This is a genomic window from Pedobacter superstes (genome assembly GCF_037622515.1).
Taxonomy (GTDB): domain Bacteria; phylum Bacteroidota; class Bacteroidia; order Sphingobacteriales; family Sphingobacteriaceae; genus Paradesertivirga; species Paradesertivirga superstes.
The window spans coordinates 190,831-204,541 of sequence record NZ_JBBJCN010000001.1 but is presented as its reverse complement, the minus strand read 5'-3'; the positions used below and the strand labels follow the sequence as shown (position 1 = coordinate 204,541).

The window sequence follows — 13,711 nt, the reverse complement described above, 5'->3', positions numbered from 1 at the left end:
CTTCATAATTCGGGTATAGATTTATGGAAATATTTTGTTCTTAGCTTTTGCAGGCGACAGATAAAGTATTAAAGCTATTGGATTGCCATGTCTAAATTAATTAAACTTACGTATCAGCAACTAATTGACTCTGCTTCGGAAGGAACTTTTGAGAAAGCTATTTTTAATTGTTCTTATGAGGCATTTATCTCAAAATCTGAAGTATACAACAGAGATAATAAGTACTTAACCTTTAGTGAGATCGTTGAAAAAGACGGAAGGGCTAATTCCCTTCATTTTAAACTTACGTCCGCCGCTTCTCACTTATTGGAATCGCTGAATAAAAAAATTCCGAACCTGAGTGATCATCTTGGAAACCCTATACCTTTTAAGATTGCTGACTTACAGCTGCTGAACTCATGTATAGAAGATGAAAGTCGGCACAGAATCAAAATACTTTATACCACTGAGGTGCTTCATTTGCATGAAATTATCGGTGATTACCTGCTTCTGTCGCTGGATAAGGATTTTGACTGGGGAAAAGATGAGCTTCGCCAAACGTTTATGCTGAAGACACAAGCCTGTTTATCAATAAGTGCTTATTGTGAAAAAAAACAGGAATGTTTAACCGAAGGTTCTTTAAAGCTGGTTCACAGCAGGCATTTGTTTTCGGAGTTGGGAATAATATAGTGCCTGTGAAAGAATTCCTGCCGCGCAGGAATGACGGGGTGGTAATTGATCGAGTATCGTCATTGCCGACCTGATCGGCAATCGTAATGCGCCATACCAGATTATTTTGCTCAGCATTAGGATTCCTGCCTGCCCCTGCCCGTTCGGTCAGGCGGGCGTTCCGTTCAGGCGGGCCTTGCGCAGGAATGACGGGGGGGGGTAATTGATCGAGTATCACAACTCATCAATAAACAAATCCAACCACCTGGATTTGCATCCTGGATCAATTTATCTTTCCATTCTCTCTTCCACTTTTTCAATTGCTTCTCCTTGCCAATTGCTTCTTCAATGCTTGGGAACATTTCATAGTAAACTAATTTATTGCAATTGTATTTAGCAGTAAAAGAATCAGGATACTTCTTATTCTTGTGATCAGTTATTCTTGAGAACAGATCTGAGGTTACACCGATGTATAAAACAGTGTTAAATACATTAGCCATAATGTATATGCAGCCACCTCTTTCCATAATCAAAAATAAAAAAAGGTAACTAATTATACCGGTAACCCGTTATTTTGCCAAGCATTAAGATTCCTGCCTGCGCAGGAATGACGGGGGTGGTAATTTGATCGAGTATCGTCATTGCCGACCTGATCGGCAATCGTAATGAATTATACCGGTAACCCGTTATTTTGTTCCGTTCAGGCGGGCCGGCGCAGAAATGACGGGGGGTGGTAATTTGATCGAGTATCGTCATTGCCGACCTGATCGGCAATCGTAATGAATTATACCGGTAACCCGTTATTTTGTCAAGCATTAAGATTCCTGCCTGCCCCTGCCCGTTCGGTCAGGCGGGCGTTCCGTTCAGGCGGGCCTGCGCAGGAATGACGGGGGTGGTAATTGATCGAGTATCGTCATTGCCGACCTGATCGGCAATCGTAATGAATTATACCGGTAACGCGTTATTTTGCCAAGCATTAAGATTCCTGCCTGCGCAGGAATGACGGGGGTGGTAATTTGATCGAGTATCGTCATTGCCGACCTGATCGGCAATCGTAATGAATTATACCGGTAGCCCGTTATTTTGTTCCGTTCAGGCGGGCCTGCGCAGGAATGACGGGGGTGGTAATTTGATCGAGTATCGTCATTGCCGACCTGATCGGCAATCGTAATGAATTATACCGGTAACCCGTTATTTTGCCAAGCATTAAGATTCCTGCCTGCGCAGGAATGACGGGGGTGGTAATTTGATCGATTATCGTCATTGCCGACCCGATCGGCAATCGTAATGAATTATACCGGTAACCCGTTATTTTGCCAAGCATTAAGATTCCTGCCTGCGCAGGAATGACGGGGGTGGTAATTTGATCGATTATCGTCATTGCCGACCTGATCGGCAATCGTTATGCATTATACCGGTATCCCGTTATTTTGCTCAGTATTAAGATTCCTGCCTGCAGGAATGAGGGCAGGGTAATTGGAGTGCCTTAGTTTACCTGCAATCCTTGCACCTTCAAAATATTCCCAGGTTCTTTGCCGCCCTCATTGGAGATGTACAGATCGCCCTCAGGACTAAAACTTATACCTTCGGGCTGGTTAAAATCTGAACTCTTTAATTGAAAAAGCTTTTTGGCATTGCCCTTACTATCCAGGATTAAAAGTTTTGGTTTAGTACCTTCTGTTATGTAAATGTCACCGGTTTTTGGATGGATGGCAATATCAGATGGCTGCATAGCAGATCCCTTTTTCTTTTCCTTTACTTTTTCAAAAATCTGATCATTCAGATTAATCTTAAAAACGGGAGCTTCTTCCATTTTTAATTCTGTTAAGTTAAAGGCGTAAATTCCTTTATAATCATCATGCTCCGGTTCCGAATCTTTTATAGCTACTAAGAGCCGGTTGTTTTTGCTGTCATAACACATCGCTTCAGGATCCTGCTCAGATGTTAAGTGAGTTTTGTGCTCGATTATAAGCGGTTTAGCGCTGGTGTAATTTTTAACCTGGAAGATTACACCATCTGCCTGTAGTACAAACGCGTCCTGACCCGCTAATGCCAGGCCTTCATAATCACCATCATCCCCGAAAGGAATCTCTTTTTCTATTTTATTTGTTTTCGTATTGTATATAAAAATCTTTCCTTTTTCGTCCTGAATACAGGCAAAGCGATCGTTATCGATAAATGATAAGGCGGATATTTCTTTCAGGTTTTCAGGAAGATCCCATTTTTCAAGAATAACTAAATCCGCGCCTTCTTTGTCGTCTTTGTCTTTCTTCTTTTTTTCCTTCTTTTCTTCATCGTTTTTCTTTCCTGAAAAAAGCTTTGACCTATTCATGTTCTTTATAGTAAAGGCTATTCCTATAGATAAAAATATAAATATTATGATGTATATGGCAGTTCGCATATTCTGATCTTTTTTGTTATACCCTTGTGGTCGTCAATCCCGTATTTATTGGGGAATTATACTGTTAACTAATTAGCAGTTTTAATGTTTTGTAATTAAACCTGATTAGTGCGGAGCCCGATAGCATAGTGGAATAGAATTTTATCATCAAAATAATATATCGACCTTTGCATTATCATGGAGCAAGCAAGTACACATACCAGCCTTTATCAAACCGATACTATAATAGCTCTTGCCACCCCCGCAGGAAGCGGTGCCATTGCTGTCATACGGCTTTCAGGTCCGCGGGCAATCGAATTAACCCAGGAGGTTTTTAAAGGCAAAGATTTAAGCAGGCAGGCTTCTCATACTATTCATTTCGGAACCATCCGCGACGGAGAAACTGTGCTTGATGAAGTATTGGTTTCATTATTTGTTGCGCCTCAATCTTATACTAAAGAAAATGTAGTTGAGATATCTACTCACGGCTCGCCGTATATCATAGAAAGTATTATAAAACTCTTTATACGTAAAGGGGCACGTGCCGCCAAACCGGGCGAGTTTACCCTGCGTGCTTTTCTAAACGGCGGACTGGATCTTTCCCAGGCAGAAGCAGTTGCCGATCTGATCGCGTCAACTTCAAAAGCTTCTCACCAGGTTGCCCTACAGCAAATGCGAGGCGGATTTTCTAACGAATTGAAGACTTTGCGTGATCAGCTCATTCACTTCGCATCGATGATAGAACTGGAGCTCGATTTTTCTGAAGAAGATGTTGAATTTGCTAACCGCGACCAGCTAAAGCAACTCATCCTGGAGATCAACCGCGTTCTGTATCGTTTGATCCAGTCGTTTGAGCAGGGAAATGTGATAAAAAACGGCGTTCCTGTAGTAATCGCCGGAATACCCAATGTTGGAAAATCAACCCTCTTAAACGCATTATTAAATGAAGAACGTGCCATTGTTTCTGAAATAGCCGGTACCACCCGTGATACTATTGAAGATGAAATAACCCTCGGAGGAATTAATTTCCGCTTTATAGATACTGCAGGTTTGCGTCATACTGAAGATATTATTGAAGCAAAAGGGGTGGAGCGGACACACGAAAAGATGCGTCAGGCCAAACTAATTATCTACATGGTTGATCCGGCTCAAAAGCTTCAGGAAATACAGATGCAGCTGGAAGAATTAGCTGTTCTTCATATTCCATTTGTTGCCGTTGTAAATAAATCCGATCTGATCGGTCCGCAGGAACAATTTGAGCTTAGTCACCTTAATCCAAACTTTATCTCCGCTAAAAGCAAAATAGGTATTGATGAGCTAAAACATGAGGTACTGCGTAAAGTTAACCTGCATAATTTAAGTACAGATGATGTGCTGGTTACTAATATTCGCCATGTAGAAGCTCTGCAAAAAACTCAGGAAGCATTAGAACGCGTGCTTTATGGAATTGATAACCCGGTTACATCAGACTTTCTGGCCATGGATATTAAACAGGCGCTGCATTATTTAGGAGAAATAACAGGGGCCGTTACAACTGATGATTTGCTGGAGAATATATTTTCTAAGTTTTGTATCGGCAAATAATCGCACAAAAAATCACAAAATAAGCATCTGTTAAAATAAGCAAAAAACCGCCCGCATGGTATAAAGGCGGTTTTTTTATATGCTTTTTGCCAAGTTTTAATATTCCACCTGCACCTGAAAAGCATATTTTGTTTTCATTTAAGGACTATAACACAGACATGTTGTAATTACGGTCGACCTGATTTATTATTTCAATGCTTTCTATTACATTAGTGCTGGCTTGCGGGCCCTACAGAAACTTCGTTAAATGAACCTAATTAAAGACATTACATTATGACAAAAAGTAAATTGCTCCAAATGCACAATGTCGGCATCGTTGTAGAATCTCTCGACAAGGCCATTGCTTTTTTCGAAGAGATAGGACTGAAACTTGAAGGACGGGCCATGGTTGAAGGTGAATGGGCAGGACGAGTAACCGGACTTGGAAATCAGTCAGTAGAAATTGCTATGATGGTTAGCCCCGATGGACACAGCCGGCTTGAACTTTCACGATTTCTTAGCCCAGCTACTATATCAGATCACAGGACTGCTCCGGTTAACTCACTAGGCTACCTGCGTATCATGTTTAACGTTGACAACATTGACGAATTAGTTTCCAGACTTACCAAGCATGGTGCAGAACTCGTTGGCGAGGTAGTTCAGTATGAAAACATGTATCGGCTCTGCTACATTCGCGGGACGGAAGGACTCCTTATCGGATTAGCTGAACAAATCAGCAATAAAACAGTGACAGATATTTTAGAGAACCCTTGACAGAGCAGTTTTGCTTGCGTTTAAAATGTTTATTGATGAAAGCCTGGTCAAAGTGAGGGGCCTAGATCAATTCAATAAAAATTGATACCTTATTGAAGACTTCAATGACTGGGAAGAAAGAGCGACTGATTGATGATTTGGTTCTATTAGAAATACCCTTAGAATAATGAATGGCATTTTTCGGACAACCCTTTTTTTTTTGTTTGTTACCAATCTTTCGGCATCCAGTCAGGAACTCGGAATTAGGTTCACTCCAACTATTAATTCCCGCTCTAAGGTCGTTAACCCTTCTCCTGCCAGAATTGTCGGAGATCGACGTGTTTCATTTGACGCAGGCTTGGATTATATAAAAATGTTTCCGAAGTTTAATTTCGGAGTTCAATTAGGCGCCGGAATAGGAGTAATTGATTATAACTATAATTTTAGCGCTCCCCGAAATGCATTTGGTACTATGAAGGGTGAAGGGCAAATCGCTTTTGCTGACAATTTTGAAAATTATATGTATAACAGTATCTCAGCTCAGGTGGTGTATCGGAAATCTATCAGTAACGTTCAGCTAGAAGTTATTACCGGATTAACTAAAAAATTCTTCTACCACAATAACGAAGAAAGCGGCATTGGCTACGCTTTTAATAGAAGTGCACCTTATGATTTTGATGATCCAAATGCCGGGCCACCTGATTATCTTATTACCATCCCTCCCATTAAGAATAGGTTGCACCTTGATATACCATTAGGAATAGGAATTAGAAGAGTTTTTAAAGATCAGAGTGCTATGACTTTTCGATTAGTTAAAAACTTGAACATTGAGCCTGTCGGAGAGGGGAAGTTATTTGTTCGGATGTACAATAATGATTACGAAGGTGAATACAGTCCCAGATCTTCGTATGTGGGGTTAGATGTGAGATACAGTTTTTCACTTAAAAAAAAGAAAGTCTATTTAAATGAGGATCGATCACTTGAAAATAAAGTAAAGGCAATAGAAAGCACAACTTCACGATTTAAAAAATCCATTTTTTTAGAAGTACTCGGTAATGGCGGATTAGCTTCAGGTAATTTTGATATGCGATTGAAAAAAAATCATAATGATGGTTTGGGCTTTAGAGTCGGTATAGGTGCTGGTGATTACATTGGTACAGATCAAAATATAGCTGATAGATTTACCTCAGTTCCATTAAACATCAACTATATAGTTGGTGCTCGAAGAAGCGGATTTGAAACAGGTGTGGGTATTACTCCTCAATTTACGTTTAGTAATGCACCCAATGATAAGTTCAAAGCTTTTGGATTTCTTAATATCGGGTATCGTTACCAGGCTTTAAGAGAGGGCCCCTTATTCAGGTTAGCCTTAACGCCAGTTTATGGAGGCCATTCTAAAGGCACGATAGCCTGGGCGGGAGCATCCTTAGGGTATTGCTTTAAATAGTAATTTATGGAAGGATTACAAAAGCTAGAGAAATGGCCCGTAAATAAGTTAAGGTGTAATCAATATCCTATTCTTTCAGCCATCCCCAACGCTTTGCCCAATCAGACAAAACGTCTTTCCTCCATTTAGATATGGTTTTCCCTCCCTGTATTTTTCCATCATACAAGCTTTTGTCAGCTTTGTCAGTATACCAGTTACTTCCTAATTTATAATCGGTTGGATTTCGTTTACCGGGCCATTGATTGCTTACCACAAGTTTACCTTCCCCGGGTGCAAAGCCAGGGATGTCAGATTTAAAGAAATAGTTTAATACCTCTGCCTGCTTGGGTGCGTACTTGATACTGTAATTCCCGTTCCCCAAATAATAACCCGGCCATTTTTGTTCTCCGCTTTTGTAAGGAGTTATCATCCAGAAACAAACCGAATCTGAAGGTATATTTATTGCAGGTCCTTTAAAGTGGAATTCCACGAGCGAACAGAAGGCAACAGTGTCTTTCATGTCTGTGCTGCGATTAAAAACAACTCTCGGGCTATAATTAGTCTTTTCAAAACTGCCTCCCCAGCTTTCCCGACCTGGTTGATTGGGGTTGCCGTCCATCATGTAAAGAAGTGAAGGAGTGTCTCCCATTTTCACTTCTCCGTTGTAATAATTTTTGAAATCTTTACCTAAATACCCTGCGTCATTAATGTGTTTTGTGTAGTAGTCAGAACTTTTTACGCTATCCAGAACGCTGTTGTTTGAAAAGAATCCGTAGTAAGATGAGTTAACTTCTATAAACCAAAGCTTAGGGAAATTCGCCGCTACATAAGCGTAACTATTGGCACTCCACTTTTTATTCGGACCGCCTATCCAGTACACACGTATTTTATTTTGGATTTCAGGCGCGTCGTGCAAAGCCTGAGCTAAATCTTCCAGTCCACCCCAGGCTAAGATCCAGAGAGGCTGCGACCCCGGCTTTTTAGCGCATTTAATGATCCAGTCCGAACCCTCAGTAGCACTCGTATAGCCCTTGTAGGGAGCGTTGCCCTGTCTGCCCTGTTTGCTTATCGAACGTAAATACTCTGCCGGAGGATAATTTTTTTGATGGCGCTGCAATTTTGGCAAGTCTTTTTCATAAAGGCTGATCATTCGCAGGATTTCTTTCTTACTGCCACTGCCATATGAAGGCGAAGATACAAGACCTTCGAGGTCGAACTTGTCACTATACATAAGGAGGTGAGCCATAGACTGATTATCATCCGGATCAGAACCACCGATATCTGTGCTGATAAGAACTCTAGGTTTAACTGGTACAGGTTTCTGAGCGAATACCGGTCCCATACAAATACTGAGTAAAAATAGTATCGGGAGTCTTTTCATAATGCAGCATTAAGGAATGAAGTCTCGACCTAAGATAAGCGATCCTTCCGTTTGGTTTAAAATCGATATTAAATAAAACCTAAAGATAAGTTTTAGCGGGCTGATGTAATGTATCGGAATTTGACCTATAAGTATACTATATTATCAGATTTTATTTGCTTGCAGGCTAATCCGCTTTGTCATCCCGACCCAAGGAGGGATCTTAGCCGATTTGCTGGCATATTGCTTTAAGATCTCTCCTTCGTCGAGAGGACAAAACGCCCTATTTTTGTACTTGGGTGAGAAAGGATCTTTCCTGTTATTACCTGCCTGGTTTGCAGGATATTGATTTAACAAATCTGCAGCAGCGCAGAGTCCCTGAAAAAGGAGACACTGCGAAAAACAAAGAACAATAAGATTGCTATTCCAGCAGAGTTTGCTACCCTCTCTGCCTTGGGCATCTCTCCCAGAGGGAGAGAAAGGCTGTCGCGCACAAAGCGCTTTAGCTGTATCGTCCTAAAATAAGATTACAGGTTTTAGAATAATCCTGTAATACGTTTACTGGTTCTTTATTGTCCTGTAATGGGTTTACAATTGTACATTCTTGATAATAGTTTTTCTATTGCCCGGGTTAGTGTCCGCACGAAACAGAAAATAGGATATTGATTTAACAAATCTGCAGCATCGCAGAGTCCCTGAAAAAGGAGACACTGCGAAAAAAAAAAGGCGAAGATGACATTTGGCGCAATGCTGGCATATTGCTTTAAGATCTCTCCTTCGTCGAGAGGACAAAACGCCCTATTTTTGTAGCCTGGGTGAGAAAGGATCTTTCCTATCATTACCTGCCTGGTTTGCAGCCTATTGATTTAACAAATCTGTAGCAGCGCAGAGTCCCTGAAAAAGGAGACACTGCGAAAAACAAAGAACAATAAGATTGCTATTCCAGCAGAGTTTGCTACCCTCTCTGCCTTGGGCATCTCTCCCAGAGGGAGAGAAAGGCTGTCGCGCACAAAGCGCTTTAGCTGTATCGTCCTAAAATAAGATTACAGGTTTTAGAATAATCCTGTAATACGTTTACTGGTTCTTTATTGTCCTGTAATGGGTTTACAATTGTACATTCTTGATAATAGTTTTTCTATTGCCCTGGTTAGTGTCCGCACGAAACAGAAAATAGGATATTGATTTAACAAATCTGCAGCATCGCAGAGTCCCTGAAAAAGGAGACTCGCAAAAAAAAGATGACATTTGGCGCAATGCAGGCTAATCCGCTTCAAAGAGGGACTTAGCCGATTTGCTGGCATATTGCTTTAAGATCTTTCCTTCGTCGAGACGACAAAACGCCCTATTTTTGTACTTGGGTGAGAAAGGATCTTTCCTGTTATTACCTGCCTGGTTTGCAGGATATTGATTTAACAAATCTGCAGCATCGCAGAGTCCCTGAAAAAGGAGACTCTGCGAAAAAAAATGCTATTCCAGCAGAGTCTGCTACCCTCTCTGCCTTCGGCATCTCACCCAGAGGGAGAGAAAGGCTGTCGCGCGCAAAGCGCTTTAGCTGTATCGTCCTAAAATAAGATTACAGGTTTTAGAATAATCCTGTTATACGTTTACTGGTTCTTTATTGTCCTGTAATGGGTTTACAATTGTACATTCTTGATAATAGTTTTTCTATTGCCCTGGTTAGTGTCCGCACGACACAGAAAATAGGATATTGATTTAACAAATCTGCAGCATCGCAGAGTCCTTGAAAAAGGAGACTCTGCGAAAAAAAAAAGGCATGATACCAAAGCGTTTATGCTCCTGAATTGGTTCTTTTAAAATCAATTTCGATATCCTTAACGGTAATAGTTTGCTCAGTTATCTTCCTTACGATTCCATCCAATTTTGTTGTCTCCGCTTCTATCAAGGATAACATTTCCAGATTAATGGGATCAGCAAGGTCTATCATGTTAAGAAGTTGAACAAGACCAAGAATACTTGCAACGGGTGATCTTAATTCATGAGACTGTATCCAGGCAATTTGTTTTAACTGCGCGTTTTGCTTTTCAATCATTTGCGTATATAAGACTTGTTTTGTAATGTCACGTGCAAAACAACTGACACCAACAACCTGGCGGGTTTTGTTATCAACTATAGGATTGAAGCTGATCTCTTCAAATAACACTTTGCCCCCAATAGTATTGCTACGGACGATTTTGAATGTTTCCCCGGAGAAACTGCGCTTGTAATAGGCATCCCACTCATCCAGCGTTTCACTATCAAAATCTCCGGGAATAAGCTTCGAAGTACTTCGGCCCGTTTTTAATTCCAGCCGTTGCCAAAACGCATTGTTGGCCGAAATAAAGTCATAGTTCTGATCTATCGACCAGATCAGGTCTGAGGTATTGTTGATGATGGCCCGGAGGTTCTCCTCATCGCGGGCTATCTTTTCCTGTGTTTTCTTCTGCTCGGTCACGTCCACAAAATAGACGGCGATACCGTCCTGTGTGGGGTAAACACGCATAGCCCCCCATAGGCCACGCGGGGAGTAGTATTCTTCAAAGTGAACACTGGTTCCCTGGTTCATTGCCCTCTCATATTCGGCATAAAACCTTCCATTTCTTGAATTCGGGAAGAAGTCCCAAAGATTTTTGCCGATAATCTCTTCCCTGGTACAGCCCAAAACCCTTTCGGCTGTTTTGTTAAAATAAGTCACCTCCCAGTTCCTGTTTACGGCATAGAACCCGTCTGTGATACTTTCGAGAATACTGGTTATTTCCTGATTCTTCTTTTTAAGCTCTAATTCCGTTCTGACAGATGTATCAATATCAACAGCTAAAACTAACCTGACCTTTTTTCCTTTAAACTCTGTGTTTTGGGTATAAATATGAACATAAAAGACTTCACCATTTTTCTTTATGTGACGCCAGCGCCCAAAATCAGTATACTTTTCAGGCACATTCATATTAGCCTTGTAGAAAGAGTCTATCTCCTCAGAGGGCCTGATATCGGTAGCCTTTTTGTTGAGAAATTCCTTTTCCGTATACCCATATTGGTGAATTGCAGCCTCGTTAACCGCATAAAAGTCAAAGGTCTTGTCATCAAATATATACATTGGGACAGGACTGCTATAAAACAGCTGTTTATATGGGTCTTCACTCATCACCTAAATTTAAAAAATTTTAGCTATAACCTGTAAATTACTATAGCCTATTTAACTATTAGAATATTTTGTGTCGGAGTCGCAGATCTCGCATTGCACACGATAAATTATGAATTTTTTAGGACAATTATAGCTAAGCTTTAAATATTGTTCATATAGTGGGAAAAATAGCTATTGAGTTTGGTTTCAGTGAGGCTTTTAATCACGCCGAATAATGTCGTCGGGCGCGGTATGATCAGGGGCAAGCTTAAATTTTCAAGCAAAGCCTTTGTTAATGCCTGACTTTAAAATAGAAATTATTATAGAGTCGGAGACTCCTGTTTATTTGTGTATCTGTAGAGACGCTGCGCTTAACTCTACAGACAGTTCGGCTAATCCGCTTTGTCATCCCGACCCAAGGAGGGATCTTAGCCGATTTGCTGGCATATTGCTTTAAGATCTCTACTTCGTCGAGATGACAAAACGCCTGTTTAAAAATGCACCAAACTCTGGCTTCTTTTCCATTCCGCGGAGACCTCTCACTCCGTTCGAGGTGACGAGAAGGGTGGGGGCGTTTTCATTGCTTCTGTTTCCGATGAAACCGCAAGCAACAATAACCTCTCTACTGTCCTGGGTCGTGTCCGCACGATACAGAAAATAATAAATTGGTTCGTGGAGATACGAACCAAGGCATGGAGCCGATAAAAGAAAGGATATAATGAATAACAGACTCAGTGCAGGGACCTTTATTTATTCTTAATAAATCAGTTGAATTTATATATCTTGGGAGAATTTTATGAAGAAAACGTTACTTGCTCTGGCCGTATTAGGCACGTTCACTTTTTCATCGAACGCACAAATTAATTTAAGCGCAGGCGCTACTTACTCAAACTATGGAAGCGATATTGGCAACGCCACGCCGGGCATACAGCTACGGGGTGCATACAATATTTCCAGAAAGAAGGCTGTAGCTCTCGGCGTCGCCTATAGTCTGCCTGTTAAGCAAACCATAGACTACGGCGCTGGCAGTTATGAGCAAACCAGCTCATTTATATCCGGTAACTTATTCGGCATATTTCATCTCATAGGCGGATACGATAATAATTTCAGTCTGTATTTTCCTCTTGGTATAAGCTACGTACTTGGCGAGTATAAAGCAGTATCCAGCGCAGCAACAACTACACAGAATGAGAAATTAAACGGACTTACATTTAATCTCAATTTGGGTACTCAATTTAGGATAGGCTCGCCCCTGATATTTGCCGAAGCAGGTTTTGCAATTCCATCGGGGAATACGAGTAATACACAAACGGGCGTCACCGGCACAAACCTCGTTCCCGCTCATTCCATATTGCAATTAGGCGTTCGATTACCTTTAGGATCAGATTCCCGAGGCGGAAAAAGTAACGGCCAAGGTGGTAAGGGCGGCGGAAAACGATCCCCTAATAACCGTGGCGATAATTTTATGTAAAATTCTTCAATTCACAACCCCATTGATTTAAAAGGGATAAAGTAGCAGAGAATCTTTATCTAGGATAAAAGCAAAGCCTTCGTTAATAATCCGCTTTGTGATCCCGACCCAAGGAGGGATCTTAGCCGATTTGCTGGCATATTGCTTTAAGATCTCTACTTCCCTGGGGTGTTTTCCCGAACCAATAGAACTCCTTACTCCATCTGCCAGTCCGGGGGAGGGGGAGGCTCCTCATCTTCAATGGGTGTCGAATAACAAATAATTGTTTCGCTTATCAATTCCGGAAACGATTCATTTTGTTCTTCTTCAAGCAATAGTTTCCGCTGTTCATCACTTATTTGGTGTTCTGTTGGAACAGGTTCCAGTGATAACTCAAAACCTTGCTTGTTCGAGTTCAGGTTCGATGCCAGGTAATAGCGGTACCGGTGCTGTAATAAATCCGAAACATACGCCCTTAGTTCATCGTCGCTCAGCCGGCTTGCATCATATCGGGCTTTCCGATACAAATCCCGCAAGTCTGACAAGGCAGATGCAATCATAGAACCGCTCAATTCAACCAATCTGATGTCTGAGTAAACGCCTAAGGAGTTAAGCTCATTCAGTAGTTTTTCCTTGGTCTTTGTTGCTTTCCTGGTGATGTATATGGTCGTCTGTATTCCTCCGATGGTGGAACCTTGCAAAGGTGATATGTGGCCTGCAACCGAAAATAACGCTCTCAGGTTGTCTTCAACGCTGTCAGGTCTGCTTAAAGAAAAAATGTAAGGGCAGGCGGGCATGTTTAATTTTAATGTAAAGTTAAAGCTTAACCTTAGGCTTGCAAGCGGATGTCTCAAATTCATTCCGAACCAGAACAGAGGATTGTTTGTGGAGACATCAACAAAGGGGAATAGGGATGACATTTGGCACAATGCAGGCTAATCCGCTTTGTCATCCCGACCCAAGGAAGGATCTTAGCCGATTTGCTGGCATATTGCTTTAAGATCTCTCCTTCG

12 protein-coding genes are annotated in these 13,711 nt (G+C 41.4%); 5 read left to right on the top strand and 7 right to left on the bottom strand.

The features are described 5' to 3' along the window. The first annotated feature begins 87 nt into the window (after positions 1-87). Positions 88-669 carry a hypothetical protein gene (locus WG906_RS01060; protein ID WP_339990660.1) on the top strand — a complete coding sequence of 194 codons (582 nt, stop codon included), beginning with the start codon at positions 88-90 and terminating at the stop codon, positions 667-669. Between the two features lie 164 nt (positions 670-833). Here the strand turns inward: WG906_RS01060 and WG906_RS01055 are convergent, their stop codons facing one another. The 4 genes from WG906_RS01055 to WG906_RS01040 all read right to left on the bottom strand — a co-directional run bounded on the left by WG906_RS01055 (position 834) and on the right by WG906_RS01040 (position 2,980). Next, positions 834-1,148, bottom strand: coding sequence for a GIY-YIG nuclease family protein (locus tag WG906_RS01055; protein WP_431844441.1), 315 nt, complete (start codon positions 1,146-1,148; stop codon positions 834-836). 49 nt (positions 1,149-1,197) lie between these two features. Next, entirely contained in the window at positions 1,198-1,464 is a 267-nt protein-coding gene (locus WG906_RS01050; protein ID WP_339990658.1) for a hypothetical protein, read from the bottom strand. A 262-nt stretch (positions 1,465-1,726) separates the two neighbouring features. Continuing rightward, positions 1,727-2,029 carry a hypothetical protein gene (locus WG906_RS01045; RefSeq protein WP_339990657.1) on the bottom strand — a complete coding sequence of 101 codons (303 nt, stop codon included), beginning with the start codon at positions 2,027-2,029 and terminating at the stop codon, positions 1,727-1,729. A 105-nt stretch (positions 2,030-2,134) separates the two neighbouring features. Further along, on the bottom strand, positions 2,135-2,980 hold the full coding sequence (locus WG906_RS01040; protein ID WP_339990656.1) for an SdiA-regulated domain-containing protein: 846 nt from the start codon (positions 2,978-2,980) through the stop codon (positions 2,135-2,137). Between the two features lie 246 nt (positions 2,981-3,226). Between WG906_RS01040 and mnmE the strand changes: the two genes are divergently transcribed. From mnmE to WG906_RS01025, 3 genes are all read left to right on the top strand, one after another. Continuing rightward, positions 3,227-4,612: a tRNA uridine-5-carboxymethylaminomethyl(34) synthesis GTPase MnmE gene (mnmE, locus tag WG906_RS01035; RefSeq protein WP_339990655.1), complete on the top strand. Its 1,386-nt coding sequence runs from the start codon at positions 3,227-3,229 to the stop codon at positions 4,610-4,612. A gap of 273 nt (positions 4,613-4,885) precedes the next feature. Beyond that, positions 4,886-5,365, top strand: a complete 480-nt coding sequence (locus WG906_RS01030) for a VOC family protein (protein WP_339990654.1) — start codon at positions 4,886-4,888, stop codon at positions 5,363-5,365. A gap of 166 nt (positions 5,366-5,531) precedes the next feature. Beyond that, the gene (locus tag WG906_RS01025; RefSeq protein WP_339990653.1) at positions 5,532-6,791 is read left to right on the top strand and encodes a hypothetical protein; all 1,260 of its coding nucleotides are present in this window, start codon (positions 5,532-5,534) and stop codon (positions 6,789-6,791) included. Between the two features lie 67 nt (positions 6,792-6,858). Here WG906_RS01025 and WG906_RS01020 read toward each other — a convergent pair whose 3' ends face one another. Continuing rightward, on the bottom strand, positions 6,859-8,151 hold the full coding sequence (locus tag WG906_RS01020; RefSeq protein WP_339990652.1) for a nucleoside hydrolase-like domain-containing protein: 1,293 nt from the start codon (positions 8,149-8,151) through the stop codon (positions 6,859-6,861). A gap of 1,768 nt (positions 8,152-9,919) precedes the next feature. Then, entirely contained in the window at positions 9,920-11,269 is a 1,350-nt protein-coding gene (locus WG906_RS01015; protein ID WP_339990651.1) for a PAS domain S-box protein, read from the bottom strand. Between the two features lie 775 nt (positions 11,270-12,044). Here WG906_RS01015 and WG906_RS01010 point away from each other — a divergent pair. Beyond that, positions 12,045-12,719 carry a hypothetical protein gene (locus WG906_RS01010; RefSeq protein ID WP_339990650.1) on the top strand — a complete coding sequence of 225 codons (675 nt, stop codon included), beginning with the start codon at positions 12,045-12,047 and terminating at the stop codon, positions 12,717-12,719. A gap of 194 nt (positions 12,720-12,913) precedes the next feature. Here WG906_RS01010 and WG906_RS01005 read toward each other — a convergent pair whose 3' ends face one another. Continuing rightward, positions 12,914-13,618 carry a hypothetical protein gene (locus WG906_RS01005; protein ID WP_339990649.1) on the bottom strand — a complete coding sequence of 235 codons (705 nt, stop codon included), beginning with the start codon at positions 13,616-13,618 and terminating at the stop codon, positions 12,914-12,916. Between the last annotated feature and the right edge of the window lie 93 nt (positions 13,619-13,711).

What these genes read in the sequence shown, in the direction of transcription:
- WG906_RS01005 (WP_339990649.1), bottom strand. Translation starts at nt 13,618, where the DNA reads ATGTCATCCCTATTCCCCTTTGTTGATGTCTCCACAAACAATCCTCTG.
- WG906_RS01025 (WP_339990653.1), top strand. Translation starts at nt 5,532, where the DNA reads ATGAATGGCATTTTTCGGACAACCCTTTTTTTTTTGTTTGTTACCAAT.
- WG906_RS01050 (WP_339990658.1), bottom strand. Translation starts at nt 1,464, where the DNA reads ATGCTTGACAAAATAACGGGTTACCGGTATAATTCATTACGATTGCCG.
- mnmE (WP_339990655.1), top strand. Translation starts at nt 3,227, where the DNA reads ATGGAGCAAGCAAGTACACATACCAGCCTTTATCAAACCGATACTATA.
- WG906_RS01015 (WP_339990651.1), bottom strand. Translation starts at nt 11,269, where the DNA reads ATGAGTGAAGACCCATATAAACAGCTGTTTTATAGCAGTCCTGTCCCA.
- WG906_RS01045 (WP_339990657.1), bottom strand. Translation starts at nt 2,029, where the DNA reads ATGACGATAATCGATCAAATTACCACCCCCGTCATTCCTGCGCAGGCA.
- WG906_RS01040 (WP_339990656.1), bottom strand. Translation starts at nt 2,980, where the DNA reads ATGAATAGGTCAAAGCTTTTTTCAGGAAAGAAAAACGATGAAGAAAAG.
- WG906_RS01010 (WP_339990650.1), top strand. Translation starts at nt 12,045, where the DNA reads ATGAAGAAAACGTTACTTGCTCTGGCCGTATTAGGCACGTTCACTTTT.
- WG906_RS01030 (WP_339990654.1), top strand. Translation starts at nt 4,886, where the DNA reads ATGACAAAAAGTAAATTGCTCCAAATGCACAATGTCGGCATCGTTGTA.
- WG906_RS01055 (WP_431844441.1), bottom strand. Translation starts at nt 1,148, where the DNA reads ATGGCTAATGTATTTAACACTGTTTTATACATCGGTGTAACCTCAGAT.
- WG906_RS01020 (WP_339990652.1), bottom strand. Translation starts at nt 8,151, where the DNA reads ATGAAAAGACTCCCGATACTATTTTTACTCAGTATTTGTATGGGACCG.
- WG906_RS01060 (WP_339990660.1), top strand. Translation starts at nt 88, where the DNA reads ATGTCTAAATTAATTAAACTTACGTATCAGCAACTAATTGACTCTGCT.